This window comes from Sphingomonas colocasiae, assembly GCF_019880585.1.
In the GTDB taxonomy this organism is placed as follows: domain Bacteria; phylum Pseudomonadota; class Alphaproteobacteria; order Sphingomonadales; family Sphingomonadaceae; genus Sphingobium_A; species Sphingobium_A colocasiae.
Map to the genome: position 1 here is coordinate 529,424 of NZ_JAINVV010000004.1, position 25,044 is coordinate 554,467.

General features: G+C 64.9%; 16 protein-coding genes. 11 read left to right on the plus strand and 5 right to left on the minus strand.

The window, feature by feature from the left end; genetic code table 11:
* The first annotated feature begins 11 nt into the window (after positions 1-11).
* On the plus strand, positions 12-1,496 hold the full coding sequence (locus K7G82_RS08930) for a 2OG-Fe(II) oxygenase family protein (RefSeq protein ID WP_222989497.1): 1,485 nt from the start codon (positions 12-14) through the stop codon (positions 1,494-1,496).
* On the opposite strand, the gene clpB is transcribed toward K7G82_RS08930, so the two are convergent.
* Together clpB and K7G82_RS08940 are read right to left on the minus strand one after the other, a co-directional pair.
* On the minus strand, positions 1,497-4,076 hold the full coding sequence (clpB, locus tag K7G82_RS08935) for an ATP-dependent chaperone ClpB (RefSeq protein WP_222989498.1): 2,580 nt from the start codon (positions 4,074-4,076) through the stop codon (positions 1,497-1,499).
* A 189-nt stretch (positions 4,077-4,265) separates the two neighbouring features.
* A complete protein-coding gene (locus tag K7G82_RS08940) occupies positions 4,266-5,921 on the minus strand; it encodes a M28 family metallopeptidase (RefSeq protein WP_222989499.1) in 1,656 nt (551 codons plus the stop codon).
* A 178-nt stretch (positions 5,922-6,099) separates the two neighbouring features.
* Between K7G82_RS08940 and K7G82_RS08945 the strand changes: the two genes are divergently transcribed.
* The 6 genes from K7G82_RS08945 to K7G82_RS08970 all read left to right on the plus strand — a co-directional run bounded on the left by K7G82_RS08945 (position 6,100) and on the right by K7G82_RS08970 (position 14,980).
* Positions 6,100-8,991, plus strand: coding sequence for a M16 family metallopeptidase (locus tag K7G82_RS08945; protein WP_222989500.1), 2,892 nt, complete (start codon positions 6,100-6,102; stop codon positions 8,989-8,991).
* A gap of 74 nt (positions 8,992-9,065) precedes the next feature.
* On the plus strand, positions 9,066-9,368 hold the full coding sequence (locus tag K7G82_RS08950) for a hypothetical protein (protein ID WP_222989501.1): 303 nt from the start codon (positions 9,066-9,068) through the stop codon (positions 9,366-9,368).
* Between the two features lie 104 nt (positions 9,369-9,472).
* Entirely contained in the window at positions 9,473-11,158 is a 1,686-nt protein-coding gene (locus K7G82_RS08955) for an acyl-CoA dehydrogenase family protein (RefSeq protein WP_222989502.1), read from the plus strand.
* A 131-nt stretch (positions 11,159-11,289) separates the two neighbouring features.
* Positions 11,290-11,739, plus strand: coding sequence for a (2Fe-2S)-binding protein (locus K7G82_RS08960; protein WP_343228548.1), 450 nt, complete (start codon positions 11,290-11,292; stop codon positions 11,737-11,739).
* Entirely contained in the window at positions 11,736-13,907 is a 2,172-nt protein-coding gene (locus K7G82_RS08965) for a xanthine dehydrogenase family protein molybdopterin-binding subunit (RefSeq protein ID WP_222989503.1), read from the plus strand. The genes K7G82_RS08960 and K7G82_RS08965 overlap by 4 nt, the downstream gene beginning before the upstream one ends.
* Positions 13,908-14,218: 311 nt before the next feature.
* A complete protein-coding gene (locus K7G82_RS08970) occupies positions 14,219-14,980 on the plus strand; it encodes an AraC family transcriptional regulator (RefSeq protein ID WP_222989504.1) in 762 nt (253 codons plus the stop codon).
* A gap of 30 nt (positions 14,981-15,010) precedes the next feature.
* On the opposite strand, the gene K7G82_RS08975 is transcribed toward K7G82_RS08970, so the two are convergent.
* The 3 genes from K7G82_RS08975 to K7G82_RS08985 form a co-directional block, all read right to left on the minus strand.
* Positions 15,011-16,462, minus strand: a complete 1,452-nt coding sequence (locus K7G82_RS08975; protein ID WP_222989505.1) for a serine hydrolase domain-containing protein — start codon at positions 16,460-16,462, stop codon at positions 15,011-15,013.
* A gap of 92 nt (positions 16,463-16,554) precedes the next feature.
* Positions 16,555-17,538 carry an N-acetyl-D-Glu racemase DgcA gene (gene dgcA, locus K7G82_RS08980; RefSeq protein WP_222989506.1) on the minus strand — a complete coding sequence of 328 codons (984 nt, stop codon included), beginning with the start codon at positions 17,536-17,538 and terminating at the stop codon, positions 16,555-16,557.
* Entirely contained in the window at positions 17,535-18,593 is a 1,059-nt protein-coding gene (locus K7G82_RS08985) for an N-acetyltransferase DgcN family protein (protein WP_222989507.1), read from the minus strand. Before K7G82_RS08985 ends, dgcA begins: the two co-directional genes overlap by 4 nt.
* A gap of 381 nt (positions 18,594-18,974) precedes the next feature.
* Here K7G82_RS08985 and K7G82_RS08990 point away from each other — a divergent pair, with 381 nt between their 5' ends.
* The 4 genes from K7G82_RS08990 to K7G82_RS09005 all read left to right on the plus strand — a co-directional run bounded on the left by K7G82_RS08990 (position 18,975) and on the right by K7G82_RS09005 (position 25,018).
* Positions 18,975-20,165 (plus strand): alpha/beta hydrolase, encoded by a 1,191-nt coding sequence (locus K7G82_RS08990; RefSeq protein WP_222989508.1) that lies wholly within the window; start codon positions 18,975-18,977, stop codon positions 20,163-20,165.
* Between the two features lie 65 nt (positions 20,166-20,230).
* Positions 20,231-21,574, plus strand: coding sequence for a response regulator transcription factor (locus tag K7G82_RS08995; protein WP_222989509.1), 1,344 nt, complete (start codon positions 20,231-20,233; stop codon positions 21,572-21,574).
* 143 nt (positions 21,575-21,717) lie between these two features.
* Positions 21,718-23,934, plus strand: a complete 2,217-nt coding sequence (locus K7G82_RS09000; RefSeq protein WP_222989510.1) for a TonB-dependent siderophore receptor — start codon at positions 21,718-21,720, stop codon at positions 23,932-23,934.
* 85 nt (positions 23,935-24,019) lie between these two features.
* On the plus strand, positions 24,020-25,018 hold the full coding sequence (locus K7G82_RS09005; protein ID WP_222989511.1) for an alpha/beta hydrolase fold domain-containing protein: 999 nt from the start codon (positions 24,020-24,022) through the stop codon (positions 25,016-25,018).
* Positions 25,019-25,044: the final 26 nt, after the last annotated feature.

The following is a 25,044-nucleotide window of genomic DNA, read 5'->3' on the forward strand; positions in this document are numbered from 1 at the left end:
CAGAAAAGCCTATGACCATCGTCCATGGCGGATCCGATCCCGAACGCGCCATCAACATGGCGATCGACCTGCGCGATGCGGGCCGTGGCGCCGAAGCGATCGGGCTGCTCCGTGAGGCCCTTGGCTCGAATCCTCGAAACCCCCGGCTCTGGCAGACACTGGGCGTGGTTCATCGTGTGCTCGAGCAATCGGCGGCGGCGATTGCGGCCTTTGCCGAAGCTGCCAAGCTGGTGCCCGGAGACTTGAAGGCGGCCTATGGCGTGGCGCAGGCGAGCCTGGAGGCCGGGCGGCCGGCGGTGGCGCTGTTCGATCGCGCCTGCGCGCTGGCGCCGGCGGACGGCTCCCTGCTGATCGGTCGCGCGGCGGCATTGATCGCCGAAGGGCGAGGCGCCGAAGCGACCGCTTTCCTCGATGCGATCGTCACAGCCAATCCGGCATGGGGGGATGGCCAAGCGACGCTGGCGCGGATCCGCTGGATGATGGGCGATGTCGATGGTTTCACCCAGGGCTATGAACGCGCTCTGGCGGCCGCCCCCAATCATGGGGGGCTCTGGATCGCCTTGCTCAACACATTGCTTCATGCCGAGCGTTACGATCGGGCGGCTGAAGTCCTGGCTTCGGCGCGCCAGGCGATCGGCGCCCATTCCGCCTTGATGCCGGCCGAGGCGATCTGCGCGTCCGAACTGGGCGAGGATGCCCGCGCCGACGTCCTGTTCGCGCAACTGGCGCCGCAGGCCGATGTGACGCTTGTCGAAAGGCATATGCGCCATCTGCTCCGGACCGGGCGCCCCGAGCAGGCCGCGAGCCTGGCCGAGCCATGGCTGGCGCGGTCCGAGGGCGAACGGCTCTGGCCCTTCGTGTCGCTGGCATGGCGACTGATCGACGATCCGAGAAGCGCCTGGCTTGATGGCGATCCGGCGCTGATCGGCATCCATGATCTCGCCGATCTCGATCTCGATCGGCTCGCGGCAAGATTGCGGACATTGCATCTCGCGAAGCGCGACCCGCTCGGTCAGTCCGTGCGCGGCGGTACCCAGACCGACGGCCCATTGTTCGCGCATGAAGCGCCCGAGATTCAAGCTCTCCGGGCACGCATCGTCGATGCGGTCGAGCGGCATATCGCGACAATGGGCACGCGCGATCCCAAACACCCGGCCTTGCGCCATGTCGGCAAGCGTTTCCGCTTCGCGGGATCGTGGTCCGTGCGGCTGACCGGCGCCGGGCATCACAGCAATCACATCCATCCGCAGGGCTGGCTCAGTTCCGCCTTTTACGTGGCGCTGCCGCCGCAGGAAGACATGGGCCCCGCGCCCGCGGGATGGCTGGGGTTCGGCGGTCCGCCGACCGAACTGTCGCTCGACATGGCGCCGCTGCGCCATATCGAACCCAAGCCCGGCCGGCTCGTGCTGTTCCCGTCGACCATGTGGCACGGCACTATGCCGATCGCCGGCGGCGAACGCCTGACGGTGGCGTTCGACGTCGCGGCGATCGGTTGATCAGCCTGCCGTCAGCACCAGCGCGCCGTCACCCTCATCGACCTTGACGGTCGATCCGTCGGGTACCTGGCCGCGCAGGATCATGTCGGCGAGCGGATCCTGCAGATATTTCTGCACCGCGCGTTTCAACGGCCGGGCGCCATAGACCGGATCATAGCCGACACGACCCAGCCAGTTGCGCGCGCCTTCGGTCAGGTCGAGCGTCACCTTGCGGTCCTTGAGCAGCTTCTGCACGCGCGCGACCTGGATCTCGACGATCGGGCCCATATGCGCCTGGCCCAGCCGGTGGAACAGGATGATCTCGTCCAGCCGGTTCAGGAATTCCGGGCGGAAATGCGCGCGGACGATCTCCATCACCTGCGGTTCGACATCCGCAACCTTCTGGTCGTCGGCCATGCCCGCGAGATACTGGCTGCCCAGGTTCGAGGTCAGGATGATCAGCGTGTTCGAGAAATCGACCGTGCGGCCCTGGCCATCGGTCAGGCGCCCGTCGTCGAGCACTTGCAGCAGGATGTTGAACACATCCGAATGCGCCTTCTCGACCTCGTCGAACAGGATCACCTGATAGGGGCGACGGCGAACCGATTCGGTTAGAACACCGCCTTCCTCATAACCAACATAGCCCGGAGGGGCGCCGATCAGCCGGGCGACGCTGTGCTTCTCCATGAATTCGCTCATGTCGATGCGCACCATCGCATTGTCGTCGTCGAACAGGAATCCGGCGAGCGCCTTGGTCAGTTCGGTCTTGCCCACACCCGTCGGACCCAGGAACAGGAACGAACCGAGCGGGCGATTGGGATCCTGAAGCCCGGCGCGGCTGCGGCGCACGGCGGTCGAAACCGCCTTCACCGCGGCTTCCTGCCCGATCACGCGCTTGCCGATCGCGTCCTCCATCTGGAGCAGCTTCTCGCGTTCGCCTTCGAGCATCTTGTCGACCGGGATGCCCGTCCAGCGGCTGACGACCGAGGCGATGTCCTCGCTCGTCACTTCCTCGCGCAGCATCGCGCCGGCCGCCGCGCTTTCGGCTTCGGAAAGCTGCTTTTCGAGCTGGGGGATCGTGCCGTAGCTGAGCTCGCCCGCCTTCGCGAGATCGCCCGAACGCTGCGCCTGTTCCAGTTGCAGCCGGGCCGCGTCGAGCTGTTCCTTGATCTTCGCCTCGCCCGCGATCTTCTCCTTTTCCGCCTGCCAGCGGCCGGTCAGTTCGGCGGACTGCTGCTCGAGATTGGCGAGCTCGCTTTCCAGGGTCGCCAGCCGGTCCTTCGACGCGGCGTCGCTCTCCTTCTTCAGCGCCTCGCGCTCGATCTTGAGCTGGATGATCCGCCGGTCGAGCGTCTCGATCTCCTCGGGCTTGGATTCGACCTCCATGCGCAGGCGGGACGCCGCCTCGTCCATCAGGTCGATCGCCTTGTCGGGCAGGAACCGGTCGGTGATATAGCGATTGGAAAGCGTCGCCGCCGACACGATCGCGCCATCGGTGATGCGCACGCCGTGGTGCAGCTCGTATTTCTCCTTGAGGCCGCGCAGGATCGAGATCGTGTCCTCCACGGTCGGCTCGCCGACGAACACCGGCTGGAAACGCCGCTGGAGCGCGGGGTCCTTCTCGACATATTTCTGATATTCGTCGAGCGTGGTCGCGCCGATGCAGTGCAGTTCGCCGCGCGCCAGCGCGGGCTTCAGCAGGTTGGACGCATCCATCGCGCCTTCGCCCTTGCCGGCGCCGATCAGCGTGTGCATCTCGTCGATGAACAGGATGATGTCGCCCTCGGCGCCGCGCACTTCATCGAGCACGCCTTTCAGCCGCTCCTCGAATTCGCCGCGATATTTGGCGCCCGCGATCAGGCTGCCCATGTCGAGCGCCATCAGGCGGCGATCCTTCAGCGAGTCGGGCACGTCGCCATTGGCGATGCGCAGCGCCAGTCCCTCGGCGATCGCGGTCTTGCCGACGCCGGGTTCGCCGATCAGCACGGGATTGTTCTTGGTGCGGCGCGCCAGGATCTGGATCGTCCGGCGGATTTCCTCGTCGCGGCCGATCACCGGATCAAGCTTGCCGTCGCGCGCCGCGTCGGTCAGGTCGCGCGCGAATTTCTTGAGCGCGTCGTAGCGATCCTCGGCGCCGGCGGTATCGGCGGTGCGGCCGCCGCGAAGCTGCTCGATCGCGGCATTCAGCCCCTCGGCGGTCACGCCGGCGGCGGCCAGCGCCTTGCCGGCGGCGGTCGTGGTGGCGAGCACCAGCGCCAGCAGCATCCGCTCGACGGTCACATAGGAATCGCCAGCCTTGCCCGCGATCTGCTCGGCCTGATCGAGGACACGGACCAGATCATTGTCCAGCCCCGGCGCCTGTTGCGCGCCGCCGCCGGAGACGGCGGGCAGCTTGGCGAGCGCCTTGTCGGTTTCCGCGAGCGCCACGGGCGCATTGCCGCCGGCCGCCTTGATCAGGCCGGATGCCATGCCCTGTTCGTCTTCGAGCAGGGCCTTCAACAGATGTTCCGGGCTGATCCGCTGATGGCTCATCCGGATCGCCACGGTCTGCGCCGATTGCAGGAAACCCTTGGCGCGGTCGGTGAATTTCTCGAGGTTCATGTCGTCCCCTTTGTCAGGTCGGCGCCGATATGGTGTTGCTTTAATGCAACACAAGGCCCGGGCGATGCATATTCGTCACTGCCGACATGCATCGCCGGGGCCGATCCCCCTATTCGCAAAAACCCTTATGCGTTCGCGGGTTCCGAAGAGACTATTCGGGGGGACCGGTGCCGTCGAGGGGAGGCCTCCTTATTTGCCGGCCTTCGGTGCGCGCTGCTTGCCCGCCGCGAATGTATCGCCGAAGAAATCGCCCTCGATCCACAGTGGCGGCGTGTCGGCGTCGGCCATGGCGCGGGTGATGCGGTAATTGGCCTCGGCGAAGCGGGCGCCGGCCTGCCAGTCGATCTTCTGCATCATGTCGTCGCCCGGGTGATGATAATTGCCCGACAGGAACTCGCCCCAGGCCTTTTCGCCGCCATTGGCGAAGCCCGTCGCCAGGAACACCGCTGGTACGCCCTGGCGGACGAACATATAATGGTCCGAACGCGTGAAGATGCCTTCCTGCGGCATCGGATCGGGCGAGAGCTTGACGCCCATCGGCGCGACCGCCTTGGCGACCATCGCGCCCAACGAGCTGTGATCGGCGCCGAAGGCGATGACGTCGGTGAAGGGATAGAGCAGCAGCGGCATGTCCAGATCGACATTGCCGACGATCCTGTCGGCCGGCACGGTCGGGTGGCGCGCGAAATAATCGGCGCCGATCAGGCCCTTTTCCTCGCCGGTGGAGGCCAGGAAGATGATCGAGCGGCGCGGCTTGTCCGGCGATTCAGCCGCGGCGCGCGCGACTTCGAGCATCGTTGCGATGCCGGCGGCATTGTCGAGCGCGCCATTGTTGATCCGGTCGGTCTCCGCCGTGTCGCCGGGCTTGGCGCTGGCCAGACCGATATGGTCGAGATGCGCGGAGAGCACGACATATTCGGCTGCCAGTTTCGGGTCCGATCCCGGCAGGATCGCTGCGACATTGGGGCTGGTGACGCGCTTCGTGGTGCTCTCGCCCTGGATGCGGATGCTGGTCTTGAGCGCGAAGCCCTTGGGCTTGCCGCCGGCCTTGTCGGCCTCCGCGCGGATCCGGGCCAGCGTGCGCGGCGCGCCCGCGAACACCGCCTCGGCCGCCGGCGCGTTGAGCATGGCGCTGGCGCGGATGCCGGGCGCGGAACTGTTGGGCTTGCCGTCGGGGGAGACCCAGGCGAAGCCGGGTTCATCCGCGAAATGGACGATCTTCTCCCAGGGCCGCGCCTTCGCCGATTGCAGCGTCGCGATGCTGACCATGCCGATCGCGCCGTGGCGTTCGGCGGCCTCGGCCTTGGTGGCGCTGACATGCGCGCCTTCCTCGCTCGGCAGTCCCTTGGGATAGCCTTGCAGCGTGACGACGATCTTCCCCTTCACGTCGAGCCCGCGATAGTCGTCGAGGCCGAGCCGGGCATTCTCGATGCCATAGCCGACGAACACCAGGGGCGCCGACACGTCGAGCCTGGGCTCGCGCGCGCTGAGCCCGACCAGCACGTCGGTGGCATGCGCCCAGCTCTTTTCGCCGGCGGGGCCGCTCACCGTCACCGTGCCGGGATTGGCGCCGGGGTCGGTCTGCTGCAGGCCCACCTGCTGGTACCAGCCGCCATTCTCGCCGGCGGGCTTCAGGCCCAGGGCCTCGAACCGCGTCGCGACATAGCGCGCCGCGATCTCGTAACCCTTGCTGCCGGTGTCGCGCCCTTCGAGCAGGTCGTCGGACAGGAATTCGACATGGGCGCGCACGGCTTCGGGGGTGAAGACCGGTTCCGCCTGTTGCGCGATCGCGGCGGCAGAAAGGGAAAACAGGCCGATTCCTGCAAGGAGCGATGCGACGCGCATAGTTGGATTGTCCCAGTTCCGAATAAGAAGAAGCGCGCGGCGATATCGCAAATCGTGCCCCGGTCAATGTCGTTCGCCGAACTGTGTCGTACGTTGGTGGCCAACCGGTCCAGTTGGCTTGCGACTTGTCCGGTGGCTGCTATTGTTCGATTACGTTTTGAACAAGGATCTTTTCTTGATGCGTCGCCTGATTACCGGCCTTGCCGCCGTTCCCTTTCTTGTGCTCACCGTGCTGCCCGCTTCCGCGCAATCGGGATCGAAACCCGTCCCGGTCGCGACGCTCGTCAAGAAAGTCGATATTCCGTACGAGGCGTTCACGCTGGCCAACGGCCTGCGCGTGTTCGTCCATACCGATCGCAAGGCCCCGATCGTAGCGGTGTCGGTCTGGTACGATGTCGGGTCGAAGCACGAGCCCAAGGGCAAGACGGGGTTCGCGCATCTGTTCGAACATCTGATGTTCAATGGATCGGAAAACGCGCCGGGCGATTTCTTCGAGCCGCTCCAGCAAGTGGGCGCGACCGATTTCAACGGTACCACATGGTTCGATCGCACCAATTATTTCGAGACGGTGCCGACGCCGGCGCTGGAGCGCGCGCTGTTCCTCGAATCCGATCGCATGGGGCATCTGCTCGGCGCGGTGACGCAGGACAAGCTCGATAACCAGCGCGGCGTCGTCCAGAACGAGAAGCGCCAGGGCGACAACCAGCCCTATGGCCTGGTCGAATATGCGCAGATCGCCGCGCTCTTCTCGCCCGATCATCCCTATGGCCATTCGACGATCGGTTCGATGGCGGATCTCGACGCCGCCAGCCTGGAGGATGTGAAGAACTGGTTCCGCAGCCATTATGGGCCGAACAATGCGATCATCGTGCTCGCCGGCGACATCGATGCGAAGACGGCGCGGCCGCTGATGGAGAAATATTTCGGCGATATCGCGCGTGGGCCGCAGACCGCCCCGGTCAACGCACCGGTGCCGACGCTCGCCGCGCGCAAGGACGAGGTGATGAAGGATCGCGTCGCGCAGACGCGGATCTATCGCACCTGGATCGTGCCCGGCCTCAACGACAAGGATACGGTGCCGCTCGCGGTCGGCGCGACGGTGCTGGGCGGCCTGTCGAGCTCGCGGCTCGACAATATCCTGGTCCGCCAGGAAAAGAGCGCGGTGCGCGTTTCCGCCAATCTCCAGGAATTCGCGAACATCAGCCAGTTCGAGGTGCAGGTCGACGTCAAGCCCGGCGTCGATGCGGAGGCGGTATCGAAGCGCCTGGACACGATCATCTCCGATTTCGTGAAGGCCGGGCCGACGGCGGACGAAGTCGAGCGCGTCGCCACCCGCGTGGTGGCGGGGCGGATCGCCGGGCTTGAATCGGTGGGTGGTTTCGGCGGCAAGGCCGTCGCGCTCGCCGAGGGCGCGCTCTATTCGAACGATCCGCAATTCTACAAGAAGCAGCTCGCCGCCTATGCCAAGGTGACGCCCGCCGAGGTGCGCGCCGCGATGGGCAAGTGGCTGAGCCGTCCGGTCTATGCGCTGACCGTGATCCCCGGCGAGCGCGCGGCCTATGACGAAGCCAAGGGCGCGCCCAGCGGCGGCGCGACCTTCGCGCCATCCTATTATCGTGCGCCGAGCGCGGTCGAGAAGCCGATGGCCGCGCCGTCGAAGATCGCACCCGAGGATGCGTCGGCGAGCGGCGCCGCGCCGCTGACCGCGGTCGATCGTTCGAAACTGCCCGAAGTCGGCCCGATCGCCGATCTCGATTTCCCGCAGGTGACGCGCGCGAAGCTCTCCAACGGTGTCGAGCTGATCTACGCCAACCGCGCCGCGGTGCCGATCACCCAGATCGCTCTGTCGTTCGACGCGGGCAATGCCGCCGATCCCAAGGCGAAGCTCGGCACCCAGTCGCTGATGCTGGCGCTGCTCGAAGAAGGTACCACCAGCCTCAATTCCGTGCAGATCGCTGAGCGTCAGGAACGGCTGGGCGCGGGCATCAACGCCGGTTCCTCGATGGATCGCACGACCGTGTCGCTGTTCGCGCTGTCCGACAATCTGGCGCCTTCGCTCGACCTGTTCGCCGATGTCGTCCAGCATCCGGCTTTCGATCCCTCGGAGGTCGAACGGCTGCGCGGCCAGCAGCTCGCGCGGATCGCGCAGGAGATGACGCAGCCGCAAAGCATCGCGCTGCGCCAGTTGCCGCCTTTGCTGTTCGGCAAGGCGCACCCTTATGGCGTGCCTGCCACCGGCACCGGCGATCCGGCGGCGGTGGCGCAGGTGACGCGCGACGATCTGCTCGCCTTCCATCGCGCCTGGTTCCGCCCGGAAAAGGCGAAGATCTTCGTGGTCAGCGATCAGCCGCTGGCGAAGATCCAGTCCCTGCTGGAGGCGCGCTTCGGCAAATGGGCGAGCGACGGGGCGGCAGGCGCCAAGAATTTCGATGCCGCGATCCCCGCCGCCAAGCCGCGCATCGTGTTGATCGACCGCAAGGATTCACCGCAGTCGCTGATCCTGGCGGGCGAGATCCTGCCGCTCAAGGGCAATGCCGAGATCACCGACCTGCTGGCAGCGAACGACGTGCTCGGCGGCAGTTTCCTGTCGCGTATCAACATGGACCTGCGTGAGACCAAGGGATGGTCTTATGGCGTCGGCGCGCAGATCAGCCGCTTCGCCAACGACATGCCCTATATGATCTTCGCGCCCGTCCAGGCCGACAAGACCGGACTCGCCATCGCTGCGCTGCGCGAGCAATATCAGGCGTTCCTGGGGCCCAAGGGCGTAACGGCGGAGGAGCTGGAGCGCACCAAGAACGGCAGCATCCGCGAGCTTCCGGGCAGCTACGAAACCGCCGCCGACGTGCTGGGCGGCATGCAGCGCAACGATCTGTTCCAGCGTTCGGACGATTATTACGACACGCTCGCCGATCGCTATCGCGCGCTTACCGCGGCTGATCTCGACAAGGCGGCGCGCGGCGCGATCAAGCCCGACCAGTTGACCTGGATCGTGGTGGGCGATGCCGCGAAAGTGAAGCCGCAGCTCGATACGCTGGGATTGCCCGTCGAAGTGGTGGCGGCGCAATAGCCGCCATCGTCCGAAGGCGATAAGGAAGACGCTGGCTCCGGCCGTTGCCGGAGCATTTTGTGGGAGACGACCGAATGGCCAATGTCGATGGCGCCTGGGATTGCACGATCAAGTCGCCGCTGGGCGATCAGAATGCGGTGCTGACCGTGCAGAGCGACGGGAGCAGCTTCACGGGCAGCATGTCCGGTGCGCTCGGCTCGCTCGATGTCGAGGACGGCGTGGTCGATGGCGACACGCTGAAGTGGAAGATGAACATCAAGGTGCCCATGCCGATGACGCTCGATTGCGAGGCGACGGTGGACGGCGATTCGCTGACGGGCAGCGCCGGCGCCGGCGCGTTCGGCAGTTTCCCGCTGACCGGCAAGCGTCAGGCTTGAGCCTGTGAAGGGGCCGCATATGTGCGGCCCCTTTTTCGGATTGATGCACGGCCATTGCGGGCGATGCCGTCCGTCATCGGCCCGTGGAGCGAAGATGGGACGGGATGGCGATCGAGCCGTTCGATGCGCCGGTGCTTGGCGGGGCCGAACTTGTCGCATTGCTGCGCGGTGCGGCCGGGGCGGCGCAGGCCTTTATGGTCGCCGTCCGCCCGGCAGTGGCTGCGCGCATATCGATCGATGGGCGGATCGATCGCCGGCGTGCGGATGAGGAACAGCATCTCGTCCACGGTTTCGGCTGGTACGCCGCTTATGCCGAGCTGCTCAATCAGGTTGCCGGCTGGGCCGAGCGACTTTCGGCGGATGGCCGGTTCGGCGAGACCGAGGCGCTGCTGTCGCAATTGCTGTTCGGTGAATATGCGCGGCAACTGACCGGCGGCATCCCCATGAACCAGGGCGAGATCGTCCGCCCCGAAGATCTGACCGCCGATCCGGTAACGTTGAGGCATCTGGAAGCGCCCGCGCTGGGGCGGCTGGCGCGCGAAGGCACGACCCGGTCGGTCAAGAGTGCCGCCGCCGCGCGCATAGCCCTGGCATCGGGCAACGCCACCGTCGAGATTACCGGCCTCGACGACACGCTCGAGATGGTCAGGGAGCAGTTCTACCTCTTCGCGCGGGAGAAGGTCGCTCCCCATGCCCAGCAATGGCATCTCGACAATGCGTTAATCCCGCTGCCGCTGGTCGAGGAACTGGGCGAGATGGGGGTGTTCGGCCTGACCATCGACGAGGATTATGGCGGCCATGGCATGGGGAAGACCGCCATGTGCGTCGTCTCCGAGGAATTGTCGCGCGGATGGATCGGCGTCGGATCTCTGGCGACGCGTTCGGAAATCGCCGGGGAGCTGATCCTGTCGGGGGGCACCGAGGCGCAGAAGCGTCACTGGCTGCCGTTGATCGCAAGCGCGCGGATATTGCCGACGGCGGTGTTCACCGAACCCGATACCGGATCCGATCTGGGTGCCTTGCGCACGCGCGCGGCGATCGCCGGCGATCATTATGTCGTTTCGGGCGCCAAGACATGGATCACCCATGCCGCGCGTGCCGACATGATGACATTGCTGGTGCGCACCGATCCGGCGGCGACGGATCACCGCGGCCTCTCCATGCTGCTGGCGCCCAAGCCGCGCGGCACGGTGGAGGATCCGTTCCCGGCCAAGGGCATGAGCGGCGGCGAGATCGGCGTGATCGGCTATCGCGGCATGAAGGAATATGAGATCGGCTTTGACGGCTTTCGCGTCGATCGCGCCAATCTGCTCGGCGGTGTCGAAGGGCAGGGCTTCAAGCAGTTGATGGCGACGTTCGAAAGCGCGCGCATCCAGACCGCCGCGCGTGCGGTGGGTGTCGCCCAGGCCGCGCTCGACACCGGTCTTGGCTATGCATTGGCGCGGCGGCAATTCGGACGGCCGATCTTCGAATTCCCGCGTGTCGCCAACAAGCTGGCGATGATGGCGGCGGAGATCATGGGCGTGCGACAGCTCACCTATTTCGCGGCGCGCCGGAAGGATGAAGGCAAGCGCTGCGACCTGGAAGCCGGCATGGCGAAGCTGATCGCCGCGCGGGTCGCCTGGGCAGCGGCGGACAATGCGCTGCAGATCCATGGCGGCAATGGTTTCGCCGAGGAATTCGTGGCGAGCCGCCTGCTCGCCGACGCGCGTATCCTCAACATCTTCGAAGGCGCGGGCGAGATCCAGGCGCAGGTGATCGCGCGCCGCCTGCTCGAGGACGCGAACTGACCGGCAGCGTCCGAAAGTTCTGGAAAAGCGGAATTCCCGCTTGCACCGGAATGGCATAGGATGGCTGCAAGGATTGACGAAATGACCGGCGAATCGAGGGATGGACCGGATTTGAAACGGGGACGGGACAGGTGACGAAACTCAACATCAACGGCAAGGATCGCGAGATCAGCGCGGCGGCCGATACGCCTCTGCTCTGGGTGCTGCGCGACGAGATGGGGCTGACGGGCACCAAGTTCGGCTGCGGCATCGCGCAATGCGGCGCCTGCACCGTCCATGCCGATGGCGAGGCCATCCGATCCTGCGTCACCACGGTCGAGATGGCGCAGGGCATGCGCATCACCACGATCGAGGGGCTGGAGGCGAAGCATCCGCTCCAGGCTGCGTGGGAACGCCATAATGTGCCGCAATGCGGCTATTGCCAGTCCGGCCAGATCATGAGCGCTGCGGCGCTGCTCGCGACCAAGCCCAAGCCGAACGATGCCGAGATCGTCGAGGCGATGAACGGCAATATCTGCCGCTGCGGCTGCTACAATCGCATCGTGGCGGCGATCAAGGATGCGGCGGGAGTGGCGGCATGAGCGGGCACGAACGTATCGGCGCCTCGCGCCGCGAACTGCTGATCGGCGCGCTCCTCGTCGGCGGCACCCTGGTGGTCGGTGGCACGCCCGCGCTGGCGGCGGTCGCCGACGAAGCCGATTTCGTGGCGTTCGGGCCTTTTGTCCGTATCGCGCCCGATGACAGCGTCACCGTGATCGCCAAATTCTCGGAGCTTGGCCAGGGCGCGCAGAGCGGTCTTGCCGCGCTGGTCGCCGAGGAGCTCGATGCCGACTGGTCGAAGGTCTCGGTCGAGAATGCCGCCGCCGATGTGAAGCTCTATGCGCGCGGTGGCTTCGGCATCCAGTTGACGGGCGGATCGGGCAGCATCACCGACAGTTGGGATCAGCTCCGCAAGGCAGGGGCCGCTGCGCGCGCGATGTTCGTTTCCGCCGCCGCCGCCGAATGGGGTGTGCCGGCCGCCGAGATCACGGTGGAAAACGGCATCCTCAGCCATGCGGGAAGCGGCAAGCACAGCGGTTTCGGCCGATTGGTCGCCGCGGCGGCGAAGGTGACGCCGCCCGCCGAGCCCAAGCTCAAGCCGGCGAGCGCCTACAAGCTGATCGGCACCAATCGCGTCACCCGGCTCGATGCGCGCGCCAAGTCCACCGGCACGGCGCGCTTCACCCAGGATGTGCAGTCGCCGGGCATGCTGATCGCCGTCGTCGCGCATTCGCCGCGCTTCGGCGGAACGGTCGCGTCGTTCGACGACAAGGCGGCGCGCAAGGTCGCGGGCGTCGTCGATGTCGTGCAGATCCCCAGCGGCGTCGCGGTGGTTGCGAGCAACACCCACGCCGCGATCGCCGGACGCGACGCGCTGGTCGTCCAGTGGAACGACGACAAGGCGGAGAAGCGTTCGTCGGGCGCGATCGCCGAGCAATATCGCGCGATGGCGCATGGCACGGAAGCCGTGCAATGGGCGCCGTTCGACCAGCGCGGCGATGCCGCCAAGGCGTTCGACGATCCGGCGCGCACGCTCGACATCGACATGACGCAGCCCTTCCTCGCCCATGCCTCGATGGAGCCGATGAACTGCGTCGCGCTGGTGAAGGAGAAGGGCGCGAAGCTCACCTTCGGCTGCCAGAGCCAGACGATGGACCAGAATGTCATCGCCGCCCTGCTCGGCTGCGATCCGTCCGATGTCGAGATCGAGACCCTGCCCGCCGGCGGCAGCTTCGGGCGGCGCTCGGTGGCGACGGCGGATTATCAGAAGGAAGCCGTGGAGGTCGCGCGGCGGATGAAGGGCCGTCCGGTCAAGCTGGTCTGGACGCGTGAGGACGATATGGGCGGCGGCTATTATCGACCGCTCACCCATCATCGCGCGCGCGTCGCGGTCGATGCGGCCGGCTATCCTTCGGCGTGGGAGCATCGCATCGTCACCGCGTCGCTGATGCGCGGCACGCCGTTCGAGATGGTCATCAAGGACGGTGTCGACAGCACCGGCGTGGAGGGCGTGCAGGGCTCCCCCTATCTGAAGGCGACGCCTGTGGTCGATGCCAGGGCTTTCCATCCGGAGACCAAGGTTCCGGTGATGTGGCTGCGCTCGGTGGGCGCCACGCATACCGCGATGATGATGGAGCATGCGATCGACCAGCTTGCACATCGCGCGAAGGTGGATCCGGTCGCCTATCGCCGCGCGCTCTATGCCAAGGCCAAGGCGGAATCGCACCTCGCCGTGCTCGATCTCGCCGCCCAGAAGGCGGGCTGGGGCAAGCCGATCGAGAAGGGCTGGGCGCGCGGCGTCGCGGTGCATGAATGCTTCGGATCGACCGTCGCCAATATCGCCGAGGTCAGCCTGGTGAATGGCGAGCCGCGCGTCCGCCGCGTGGTGGTCGCGATCGATTGCGGCATCGCGGTCGCGCCCGATCAGGTGCGCGCGCAGATGGAGGGCGGCATCATGTATGGCCTGTCCTACACGCTGTTCGGCGACGTGAAGATCGAGGACGGCATCGTCCAGAACCGGAATTTCGACGGGTATCGCGTGCTCCGCCTGGAGGAGGCGCCGATCGTCGAGGTCCATATCCTGCCGTCGACGCGGACTCCGGCCGGCGCGGGCGAACCGGGGACCCCGGTGATCGGGCCGGCCGTCGCCAACGCGCTGCTCGCGCTCACCGGCAAGCCGACGACTGCACTGCCGCTGGTGAAGGCCTGAAGGCGCAATTTTGAAGCGGCACCGGCCCGCTCCCCCACCCAGCCTCCCAGAACATACTGCCGTTGGGAGGCCGGGTGGGGGAGCGGGCGGAACAGGCGAAGGTTCCGGCGATGCGAAGCATCGTTGGAATGCCTGTGGAGGGCGGTGCGGCAATGCGCCGGAGGCGCATTTTCCAACAAACCTCAACGGCAGCGCCGGACCGGGCGAATCCGGCGGCATTCGCCCCTTCGATATATGCCGAAGGGCTTGCCCGGACCGGTCGTTTCGGGTGCAATGTGCATTGCACAATCCATGTTGGCGGGCTGAGTCGCATGATTCGAAGCGAAGATGTCATCAGCGATGAATTGCCGGTCGTGGGGCTCGGCAACGAATATATCTCGGGCTTCGTCGATCCGATGCACAGCCACCCCAAGGCGCAGCTCCTCTACGCCATATCCGGCGTCATGGAAGTAACGACCGAACGCTGCAGCTTCATCATCCCGACCAACCGGGCCATGTGGATTCCCACCGATTGCAGGCATGAGGTGCGCTATCGCGGATCGGCGTCGCTACGCACGCTCTATATCGACAATGTCTATGATCTCGAGCCATCGAAATGCCGCGTCCTCGAAGTTTCCAACCTGTTGCGTGCGCTGATCGTCGAGGCGGTGGGGTTTTCGTGTGACTATGATGTCGACAGCCGGGAAGGGCGTATCGTCGGCGTGCTGCTCGAGGAGATCAGGCGGATGTCCACCATCTCCTACCACGTCACCATTCCCACGGATCGGCGGCTGGCGCGCGTGTGCCGCGCGATCCTCGACAATCCAGCGGATGCGCGGGTGATCGACGATTGGGCGTCGCTGGTGGGGATGAGCCGGCGCAGCTTCACCCGCCTGTTTCGCGAGGAACTCGGCATGGGTTTCGCGCTCTGGCGCCAGCAGGTGCGGCTGCTGGAGGCGATCTCGCTTCTCGAGGCCGGCCATTCGGTGGCTTCGGTCGCCTTCGACGTCGGCTATGAGAGCCCGAGCGCCTTTACTGCCATGTTCACGCGGACCTTCGGGCGATCGCCCAGCCTTTATGCGGGACGATCGTGAAGGCCTGATTCTCGCGACGTTACCGGATCGCTACCGTGTGCGGGCGAGCAGGAGCCCCTGCGCCCGCCCGGCCTTGAGCGTATAGCCGGTAACCTTCCGGCTTCTGTCGCGGGCGAAGGTCAGCGTGACGCCGTCGCCGAAGAATATGTCCTTGCCCTGAGGAGCGAAGTGCGTCGCCGGCAGAAAGCCGACGCGGAGATCGAGGCCGTTGCCTGCGGCGGACAAGATATGATCGGCGTCGAGTTCCGCGCTTGCGTAGCGACCTGCATAATCCTGCAGCGAATAGGGCTTTTCCAGCACATAGGGCGGTGATTTGGCCGTCTGGTCGACCGATCCGCGATATCGCGGTTTGGGCTGTTCCGTTGGTGGGCCCCTCAGCAGATCCTGGGGCAGATACAGGTCCGCCACCGCGCGGCTCAGATTGGTCGCGGGCGCGCCGCCCAGATTGCAGAGGACGGTGACCGCGAGCTTTTGCGCGGGGAAAAGCAGCATGTTCGTCGCATAGCCCGGAATGCCGCCGGAATGGCTGACCACGGGCAGGCCGCGATACTCTCCGACGGTGAGGCCCAGCGCATAGGTGGGCGAGCCCTCGTCCGCCCGGGCCGGCTTGCCGTCGTTGAAGACTCCGGGCGTCCGCAGCGCGTCCACCAGCGCCTGGGGATTGGGGCCGAGCGATGGGTGGAGGAAATTGTTCGACCAGATCGCCATGTCCTGGACGGAGGTCAGCACCGCGCCGTCGCCCTGGATCTGGTCATAGGTGGGGCGCCAGATCGCGAAGCCCTTGCCGTCGTCGCGCATATAATGGCCGGGCGCGCGGTTCTTCATGATCATCTGGCGGTCGTCGTAGACGCGGGTGTGCAGCATGCCCATCGGTTCGAACACGTTGCGGCCGAGAAACTCACCGAGCGGCTGGCCGGCGACGCGCTTGACCACGATCCCCAGCAGCACATAGCCCGAATTGCTGTAGGTATAGGCCGTTCCGGTCGGGAAGTTCAGCTGCTTCTGACGGGCGATGAGGCCGAGGATCTTTTCCTCGGTGACCGCGTCGAGCCAGTTCCAGCCCGAGAATTCCAGCAATGTCAGGAAATCGCGGATGCCGCTGGTATGATTGGCGAGATGGCGCAGGGTGATCGGGCGGCCATATTCGGGAATTTCCGGCACATATTTGCGGATATCGTCGTCCCAGGACAATTTCCCCTGCTGCGCGAGAAGCTCGACGGCGGTGGTGGTGAAATGCTTCGACAGCGACGCGATGTTGAACACCGTATCCGGCCGGTTCGCCACGCCCTGTTCGAGGTCGGCCATGCCGTAGCCCGCCTGGAAGACGGATCTGCCGTCACGGGTCACGCCGACGGCGCAGCCCGGGCTCGTGCTGCTCGCCCAGGGCGCGAAGATCGCGTCCACGGCTTCCTTCCGCGGCTCCGCATGCGCGGTTCCGGTCAGGCAAAGGCTGAGAGCGATACAGAGGCCAGGTCTCGTCATCGGATCGTCCATTCTCGCTGTGGAGGCCGAGCGCCCCTGCGGGCGCCCGCCTTTATGAAACCGGGTGGCGGAAGCGGTGTGTAGGGCTGTCGTCAGCCCCAGAAGTCCGGCCAGGGTGGTGTCATGGCGCCGTCCTCATAGACGATGCCATTGTCCCAATCCCTGCTTTGCAGCAGCGGTCCGTCCAGGTCGCGGATTTCGCAGATCTGTCCGAGGATCATCGCCGGCGCCATCGCGACCGAGCCGCCGACCATGCACCCGACCATCAGTTTGAAGCCCTGATCCTGCGCGGCCCTTGCGAGTTCGAGCGCGGCTGTCAGCCCGCCGGTCTTGTCCAGCTTGATGTTGACGAAGTCGTACCGGCCTTTCAGGTGCGGCAGATCGGCGACGGTGTCGATCGCTTCGTCGGCGCAGATCGGCACGGGGCTGGCGAAGTCGATCAAGCCGTCGTCTCCGTCGACGGGCACGGGCTGTTCGAGCAGCGCGACGCCCAATCCCGCCAGATGCGGGGCGAACGTCTTCAATTGCTCGACACTCCATGCCTGGTTCGGATCGACGACCAGCCGCGACGACGGCGCGCCGCGATGCACGGCTTCGATACAGGCGATGGGATCGTCGGCCGCCACCTTGATCTTGATCCAGGGGTAGCGGTGCAATTCCCGCGCGCGCGCCTCATAGCCGGCGATATCGCGGATCCCGATCGTGATGGCGGTGGTGATCGGGCCGCCGCTGCCGACGCCGGCCTTCTCCCAGGCGCGGGTGCCGCCAAGCTTGGCTTCCAGATCCCACAAGGCGCCGTCCAGCGCATTGCGCGCACCGCCCGGGGGCAGCAGCGACAGCAGATCCTGCCGGCCGGCGCCGGCTTCGATCTCGCCGCGAACGGCTTCGATCTGCGCTTGCATGCTTTCCGGCGTCTCGCCGTGATAATCCACGCCGGCGGCTTCGCCCAGGGCGAGAACACCCTGTTCATGAAGGCGAACCACCACGACCTCGGATGTGGTCTGCACACCGCGAGAAATGGCGAAAGGCTCCTTCAGGGGCCAGGAGATCGGTTGAACGTCCAGTTTTCGTGTCATGGCGCCTGCAATTTGCTGATGATCGCATCCGGAGAGGTGCGAAGGGGATCGAAGCTCGGAACCTGAAGCAGATCCTCCGCTTCGTCTAGCGCCCGTTCGCTGGCGCCTTCGTCGAGGCGCGAGGTGTTCAGGCTGGCGCCGACCAGCCGCACGCCGGGATTGGTCAACCGCGCGGCCTGCAGATACATCTCAGCGAGCTGATCGAGCGGCGGAATCCGGATGGCCGGCTGATCGTTGATATGGGCGCGGCCGGCTTCGTGGCAGAGCACGAGCGCATCGGGCTGGGACCCGTGGATCAGGGCGAGGGTGACGCCCGCATAAGCGGGGTGGATCAGCGAACCCTGGCCTTCGATGATATCCCAGTGATCGGGGGCGGCGTCGGGCGAAAGCGCCTCCGCCGCGCCGGCCGCGAAGTCGACGACCACCGCGTCCATCGGAAGGCCCTGGCCGGCGATAAGGATACCGGTTTGTCCGGTGGCCCGGAAATCGGCATCGATGCCGGCCTGGCGCATGGCCTTCGCCAGCGAGAGCGCGGTGTATTTCTTGCCGAGCGCACAGTCGCTGCCGACCGTCAGCAGGCGCTTGCCCGGCCGCTTGTCGCCGGTGGCGACGGCGATGCCCTTCGGCGGCTCGCGCACGTCGATCAGCGCGATGCCGTTGCGCCGCGCCGCCGCGACGAGTTCGGGATTATCGTTCAGTCGGCTGTGGAGCCCGGCGACGATATCCAGGCCCGCATCGGCGGCGGCGACAAGGCAATCGATCCAGTGCGCCGGAATCCGGCCGCCGGCGGGCGCGATTCCGATCACCAGCGATGCGGCGCCGTTGGCGGCGGCCGTCGCGGCGTCCATTTCAGGCAACTCCAGATCCGTGCGGCATCCGGGAAGGCGCCATTGCGCCAATACGGTGTCGGGCGCCCAGTCGCGGATGCCGAACGCCGTCTTGGCGTGGCCGGCCGAAGGGGCGTCGCCGATGAAGAGAAGATAGGGCTTGCGAAGCGAGTATGAAACGCCTGTCCTGGACGGAGGGGCTGATGTCGCGATTGTCTGTACGCTCATGGATGATCGGGCCTTGCTTGCGGAAGGTCGTCATCGTCCTAGCGGCCGGGAGGGATATGCCGCATCCGTATAAATGCCTGATTCTCGATCTTTTCCCAATTTCGATGTTTTCGAGAGGCGAGAGAATAAGATGTCGCGTTCGTCGGTGAGGTATTTGCGCCGATGTCAGAGAGTTTACAATGATCTTTATTGATATACTCGCGCTGTGATAGGTGGGTGTGTGTCGTATGAGATATGTTAGGTGAAAATACTTAAGGGTGGGTGCTTTATATGGGTGATTTTATTTGCAGGAATAATTTGATTTCTCGCGCGTTTGTAAGACTGTCGAGAGCGGCGTGCATCGCTGCGTTGCTGGTGTCCGTGGCGCCGTTGCAGCCGGCGATGGCGGCAAAGGGCGGCGGAGTGGCGGTGAAGCCCGGGCCGGTCACGCTCGGTCAGCGCTTCGTGATCCGTTCGAAGCTGCTGAAGGAGGATCGCGAGATCCTGGTGCGGCTGCCCGCATATTATGATCGGGCGAAGCAGCATTATCCGGTGCTGATCGTGCTCGATGGCGGGAATCATTTTCTGCACGCGTCCGGCGTCGTCGATTTCCTCAGCGCCGGCGGCCGCATTCCCGAGATGATCGTGGTCGCGGTGCCGACGATGCAGCGCCGCGCGCGCGACCTGACCGCGCCGTTCGTCAACGACGAGAAGGCGCGCGAGGATTACAAGGACATCCCTGTGGGCGGTGGCGCCGCCTTCGCGAACTTCCTGGCGGACGAGGTGATGCCATGGGTGGATTCGCATTATCGCACCGCGCCGTACCGTGTGCTGATGGGCCATTCGCTGGGCGGACTGTTCAACTTCATCGCGCTGTTCGATCGGCCCGATGCCTTCCAGGCGCATATCGCGGTCAGCCCGTCGCTATGGTGGGACAAGCAGGCCTATGTGACGCTCGCCGAACAGAAGCTCGGCACGCTCAAGCAGCCGCATTTCCTGTTCATGAGCTGGGGCGACAAGGAGAAGACGATCAGCGAGTCCAGCCAGAAGCTGGTCGACTGGATGACCGCGCATCCGCCCGCCGGCCTGACCTGGAAAGCCCGTTATTATCCCGGCGACGATCATGGCACGACGCCGCACCGCACGCTCTATGACGGGCTGTCGGCGCTGTATGAGGGCTGGCTGCCCGATACCAACCTGCACGATGCCGAGGATCCCGACTATGTCGCGGAGAAGGATTTTCCGGCGTTGCTCGCCGCGCATCGGGCGGCACGATCGCGCCGCTTCGGCTATGACGTGCCGATCCAGCCGGTGGAGGCGGACACGCTGGTCAAATGGCTGATCAAGCGCAAGCGGCTCGACGAGGCGCTGGCCACCGCGCGGCGCCATGCGGCGCTGTTCCCCGAATATTCGGACTTTCAGGAGGGGCTGGGCAAGGTGTTGACTGAAATGGGCCGCCATGCCGAAGCGCTTCCCCATTACGAGGCCGCCATCAACGATCCGGGCGAATATAACGATGTCTGGAGCGACGCCGTCCGCCTCCGCAAATTGCGCGATCAGGCGAAAGCGCCATCCGCCCCGGCCTCCAATTGATCGTCCGCCCACCGCGAGTCCTGTTCGGCATAGGTATAAACTGCTGGCTCGTCGGTGGGCGTTGCATGGCCATCAGGCCGATCGGACGCGCCGCCATCCACGACGAATGCCCGGATTGGCGCGGTAATCGGCCGCCTGGCGGGGCTCTTTCACCCCGTTCGGCATGGCTGGCCCACTTGCAAAGACATCAGACCTGCCGCCGCTATCTGGTGCCGCGATTCCTGCGTAACCTTTGTGCATCGGAATCGTCACACGAGTTTCACGAACGGTCGCAGAACCGGGGAACTCGCCAGGGAGGAAATCCCATGATGCAGATGTCCAAGATCGAGCGATTGCAGAAAGGGCCCCATTCGCCGTCGAAGCTGAAATCGGCGTTCGACCTGAACTCGTTCTGGGATTCCTTCGTGGAGATCATCGACACCGCGATTCCCTATGAAGCCTGCGAGCTCTTTTTCGATTTCGATGGCTTCCAGCCGCGTCGCGCATTGTACCATTCCCGCAAGGCCGGGCATTCCGGATATCGTCCGCCCGTCAGCCTGAGCATCGCGGCGCCCTATCTGCAGAGAAATCCACGCGAGAAACTGTACAGCTATTCCCAGATTGCGCGTACCGATCCGGAGGCACCGCAGCGCCGCGACGAACAGAAGAGGAAATCGCACGAATGGAAGGACTTCGTGCAATCCGCCTTCTGGCGTGACGGCGAACTGGAAGCCGTCATCAGCATCGGGTGGGACAGCCTGGACAAGACCTTGCCCGAACGTGCGATGGATCTGCTGAGGGGGCTGTATTTCGATGTCGAGACCGCGCTTCGGCGCCTGCGCATGCTCGATCATGAGCGGCTGAAATATGGCGCTCTCGAGCAGGTGATGCTCGACATGCCGATCCCGGTGATGCTGATCGATGGTGACGGCGAATTGCTGTTCTGCAATGCCCGCGCCCGCGCGGCCAATGCGCGCTGGAATGCCGCGCTGCCAAGGGCCGCGGAGCCTCTGCCGGCCTCGCTGAGGGGCATGATCGAGGATCGGCGATCCGGCGACGACCCCGCCTGGGTCGGCCAGATCCGGCATCCCGGCCTCGAGAATTTCTGGATCCGCGTCGGCGTGAGCTGGGGAACGCCCAGTATCCGGTCGAGCCCATGCTATGTCGTAACCTTCGTCGAACAAGACGACATATGCGCCGAAGGCAAGACGCATCTGCCGGACAAGGTGGATCAATCGATCAGTGCCTTGCAGTCATTGTCACCGCGGGAGAGGCATGTGGCGATACTGATCAGTCAGGGACTGAGAAATGCGGAGATCGCGCAAAAGCTGGTGCGTTCCCGAAGGACGATCGAGTTCCAGGTCGCCTCCATATTCAGAAAACTCAATATTTCCAATCGCGTTCAACTGGTGCGTTTGATGTCCGTCTGACGCCGTTCGCACCCGTAAAGAAAAACGGAATCTGAAGAACACGATCGATGGCCGCGCTTTTGCGCGTTGGCCTCGCTCGCCTTGCAATCATCGCGCCCTGGGACGGCGCGTGAACGATCAAACGCAAAAAACGGGGAGAAGTCATGTCCAACCATTCATCCAGTCGCAGCGCCTCCCGGGGCGTGTTCAAGCGGTCCTTTCTGTCGATGGCCGCGCCGGTGCCGCTCGCGCTCGCGCTGTTCCATGCCGCACCCGCGATGGCCCAGGCCAATGCCGATGAGGACAAGGAGTCGAAGGAAATCCAGGACGCCATCGTCGTGGTCGGCAATGCCGCGGCGCGCGACCTCACCATCGGCCGGACGCCGCTTTCGATCCGCGAAACGCCGATGTCGGTGGTCGTCATGGACGCCGGGCGCATCGAGGACCAGAATCTTCGCAGCCTCGACGATGTGCTGCTGCAGACGCCGGGCGTGGTCCTGGGCGCGGACAGCAGCATCGAGAATACCTATTATGCGCGCGGCCATGTGATCCAGTCGACCCAATATGACGGCATGACGACCGAAACCGCCGCCGAACAGATCGCCAGCCCGAACATGGCGATGTACGAAGCAGTCGAAGTCCTGCTCGGTTCCAACGGCTTGCTGAATGGCGTCAACGGATTCGGCTCCATCAATCTGCGTCGCAAGCGCGCGCTCGACTCGTTCCAGTTCAACGGCGGCGTGGCGGCCGGCAGTTGGGATCGCTACCATATCGACGCCGATGTTACCGGCCCGCTCGACAAGGATGGCAAGGTGCGTGGCCGCGTCGTCGCGTCCTACGACAGCAAGCAATATTTCTACCCCTATGCCGATTTCAAGGAATTGCTGCTGTTCGGCACCCTGGAAGCCGATCTGACCGAGACGACGAGGTTGCGCGTCGCTTCGCACTGGCAGAATACGGATGCGCATCCGAACACGCCCGGCGTGCCATTCTATACCGATGGCGGTTCGATCGGCCTGCCGCGCTCGACCATGCTGAGCCCGGCCTGGAGCCGGTTCCGCTACAATACGAAGAACGCGTTCGTCGAATTGAACCAGGAACTCGGATCCGATTGGAGCATCAAGGGGATGTTCAACTATCTGGATACCAAGAGTTCGAACAATTACGCCTATTATTGGGGTGGAATCGATCGCGCGACCCAGGCCGGGGCGGCGGACTGGATGGGGCTGTTCTTCGAACAGGCGAGGTTCCGCCTGAAGCAGCAGGCCTATGATCTGGCGATCAGCGGACCGCTGCGCTTCTGGGGACGGGAGCATCGGGTGCTGCTGGGCGTCAATCACCAGGCGACGCGGTCCTTCTCGACATGGGCCTATCCGTCACCCGACGATAATCGGATCAATATCTTCGATTTCGATCCCACCAGCGTGCCCCGGCCCGATTGGGGGACTCCCGAATATTATTCTCCGGCCTCCACCACGCAGACCGGCATATTCGGGCAGGTCGCGCTCAAGCCGCTCGACAGTCTGACGGTCATGCTGGGCGGCCGCGTCAGCTGGTGGGAAACCGATTCCCGCGGATATATCTGGGGCACCAACGCCTATGACTGGGGGGACAAGCTCAAGCTCGACTCGCTGTTCACGCCATTGGTCGGGCTGGTGTGGGATTTCTCCAAATCATGGTCGGCCTATGCGAGCTTCACCGATTATCAGACGCCGCAAACCGCCAGGAATCGCGACGGCGATTTGCTGGGGCCGATGAAGGCGACGAATTACGAAATCGGGATCAAGGGCGCGTTCTACGGCGGCAGGCTGACGACGTCGCTCGCATTCTTCCGCTTGCAGGAGGTCAATCGCGCGATCGCGGATACGGCCGGTCCGCCGAACCAGGGCGGGGCGACTCCCTTCATCGCGGGTGGTGAAACGCGCAGCGACGGCATCGAGCTTCAGCTCAATGGCCAGATCACGAACGACTGGAGCATGAACTTCGGCTATACGTACAATACGACGAAATATGTGAAAGCGGATGTCGATCAGGGCAGGCCCTTCGCAACCTTCACGCCGAAGCATCTCGCCAAGCTCTGGACCCTGTATTGCCTGCCGTTCGACGACGGGCGCATGTCGGTCGGGCTTGGCATCGTGGCGCAAAGCAAGCTTCGCCGGCCCCTTGATGATCAATGGTCGGTATTCCTGAAGAAGAAAGGATATATCGTTGCTGACGTAAGAGTTACCTATCGCGTTACCGAAAACTGGACGGCTGGCGTCAATCTCAACAACATCTTCGACAAGAAATACTATGCCGGATCCGTCGGTAGCAGTGCCGATGGCAATCATTTCTACGGCGATCCGCGGAACTTCATGTTCACGCTTCGCGGAAAATACTGAAATCCGATCCCATGTTCCGGGGGCGCAGGGCGATTGCTTGTCCTGACGAGCGGGGATCCGCGCCTCCTTCTTTCTGGAGTCCTGAATGAGCATCTCTCTTTCCCCGGTCAGCGTTCCGGCCGAAGCGAAGCCCGACGACGACGGTCTCGATCCGGAAATCCGCGCATTCGTGCGCGGAATGTCCGAGCGTTGGCGCCAGCATCCCCCATTGGCGTCGGTCGGGATTCCGGAAGCGCGGAAGATCGCGGAAGAGGTGCGCAGCGTCTGGACCGAAGGCGGGCCGCGCATGGCGCGCACCACCGAAATCCAGGTGCCGATGGACGAGGGCAGCGTGAGGATCCGGATCCTGCAACCCGAAGGGGCGAGCGCCCAGCCCGCGCTCGTCTATCTTCACGGCGGCGGCTGGACGATCTTCAGCATCGACACCCATGATCGGCTGATGCGCGAATATGCGGGCCGCGCGGGCATTACCGTGGTGGCGGTCGATTATTCGCTCTCGCCCGAGGTGCGCTTTCCCCGCGCGATCGAGGAGACGCTGGCGGTTGTGCACTGGCTGCGCGCCAATGGCGGCGCCTATGGCATCGACGCGGCCCGTATCGCGATCGGCGGCGATTCAGCCGGCGCCGCGATGACCCTCGCGGTCTGCATGATGCTCCGCGATGCCGGTCTCGGCGATGCCGTGTCGGCGATGCTGCTCAATTACGGCGCCTATGACGCCGCCTGCGACACGCCATCCTACGATCGCTACGGCAATGGCGGCTATATGTGGGATTCGGGCGAGATGGCCGCGTTCTGGGCGAATTATCTCGCCGATCCCGCCGATGCGCTCAATCCGCTCGCCTGCCCGATCCGCGGTGACGTCCACGATCTGCCGCCATCGTTCCACGCGATACCGGAATGCGACGTGATGTTCGACGAAGCGCGCGTCATGGCCGAAAAACTGCGTGTCGCCGGAAACAGGGCGCAGACGGTGATCTATCCCGGCGCGACGCACAGCTTCCTAGAAGCCGTCTCCGTCGCCCGCATCGCGGACCGCGCTTTCGACGAGGCGTCGCGCTGGCTGAAGGACATGCTCGACGCCTGAGCGAAAGGCCGGGCCTGCCCCGGCGC

Coding starts and splice junctions, on each gene's coding strand:
- K7G82_RS08930 (WP_222989497.1), top strand. CDS start 12: ATGACCATCGTCCATGGCGGATCCGATCCCGAACGCGCCATCAACATG.
- clpB (WP_222989498.1), bottom strand. CDS start 4,076: ATGAACCTCGAGAAATTCACCGACCGCGCCAAGGGTTTCCTGCAATCG.
- K7G82_RS08940 (WP_222989499.1), bottom strand. CDS start 5,921: ATGCGCGTCGCATCGCTCCTTGCAGGAATCGGCCTGTTTTCCCTTTCT.
- K7G82_RS08945 (WP_222989500.1), top strand. CDS start 6,100: ATGCGTCGCCTGATTACCGGCCTTGCCGCCGTTCCCTTTCTTGTGCTC.
- K7G82_RS08950 (WP_222989501.1), top strand. CDS start 9,066: ATGGCCAATGTCGATGGCGCCTGGGATTGCACGATCAAGTCGCCGCTG.
- K7G82_RS08955 (WP_222989502.1), top strand. CDS start 9,473: ATGGCGATCGAGCCGTTCGATGCGCCGGTGCTTGGCGGGGCCGAACTT.
- K7G82_RS08965 (WP_222989503.1), top strand. CDS start 11,736: ATGAGCGGGCACGAACGTATCGGCGCCTCGCGCCGCGAACTGCTGATC.
- K7G82_RS08970 (WP_222989504.1), top strand. CDS start 14,219: ATGATTCGAAGCGAAGATGTCATCAGCGATGAATTGCCGGTCGTGGGG.
- K7G82_RS08975 (WP_222989505.1), bottom strand. CDS start 16,462: ATGACGAGACCTGGCCTCTGTATCGCTCTCAGCCTTTGCCTGACCGGA.
- dgcA (WP_222989506.1), bottom strand. CDS start 17,538: ATGACACGAAAACTGGACGTTCAACCGATCTCCTGGCCCCTGAAGGAG.
- K7G82_RS08985 (WP_222989507.1), bottom strand. CDS start 18,593: ATGAGCGTACAGACAATCGCGACATCAGCCCCTCCGTCCAGGACAGGC.
- K7G82_RS08990 (WP_222989508.1), top strand. CDS start 18,975: ATGGCGGCAAAGGGCGGCGGAGTGGCGGTGAAGCCCGGGCCGGTCACG.
- K7G82_RS08995 (WP_222989509.1), top strand. CDS start 20,231: ATGGCCATCAGGCCGATCGGACGCGCCGCCATCCACGACGAATGCCCG.
- K7G82_RS09000 (WP_222989510.1), top strand. CDS start 21,718: ATGTCCAACCATTCATCCAGTCGCAGCGCCTCCCGGGGCGTGTTCAAG.
- K7G82_RS09005 (WP_222989511.1), top strand. CDS start 24,020: ATGAGCATCTCTCTTTCCCCGGTCAGCGTTCCGGCCGAAGCGAAGCCC.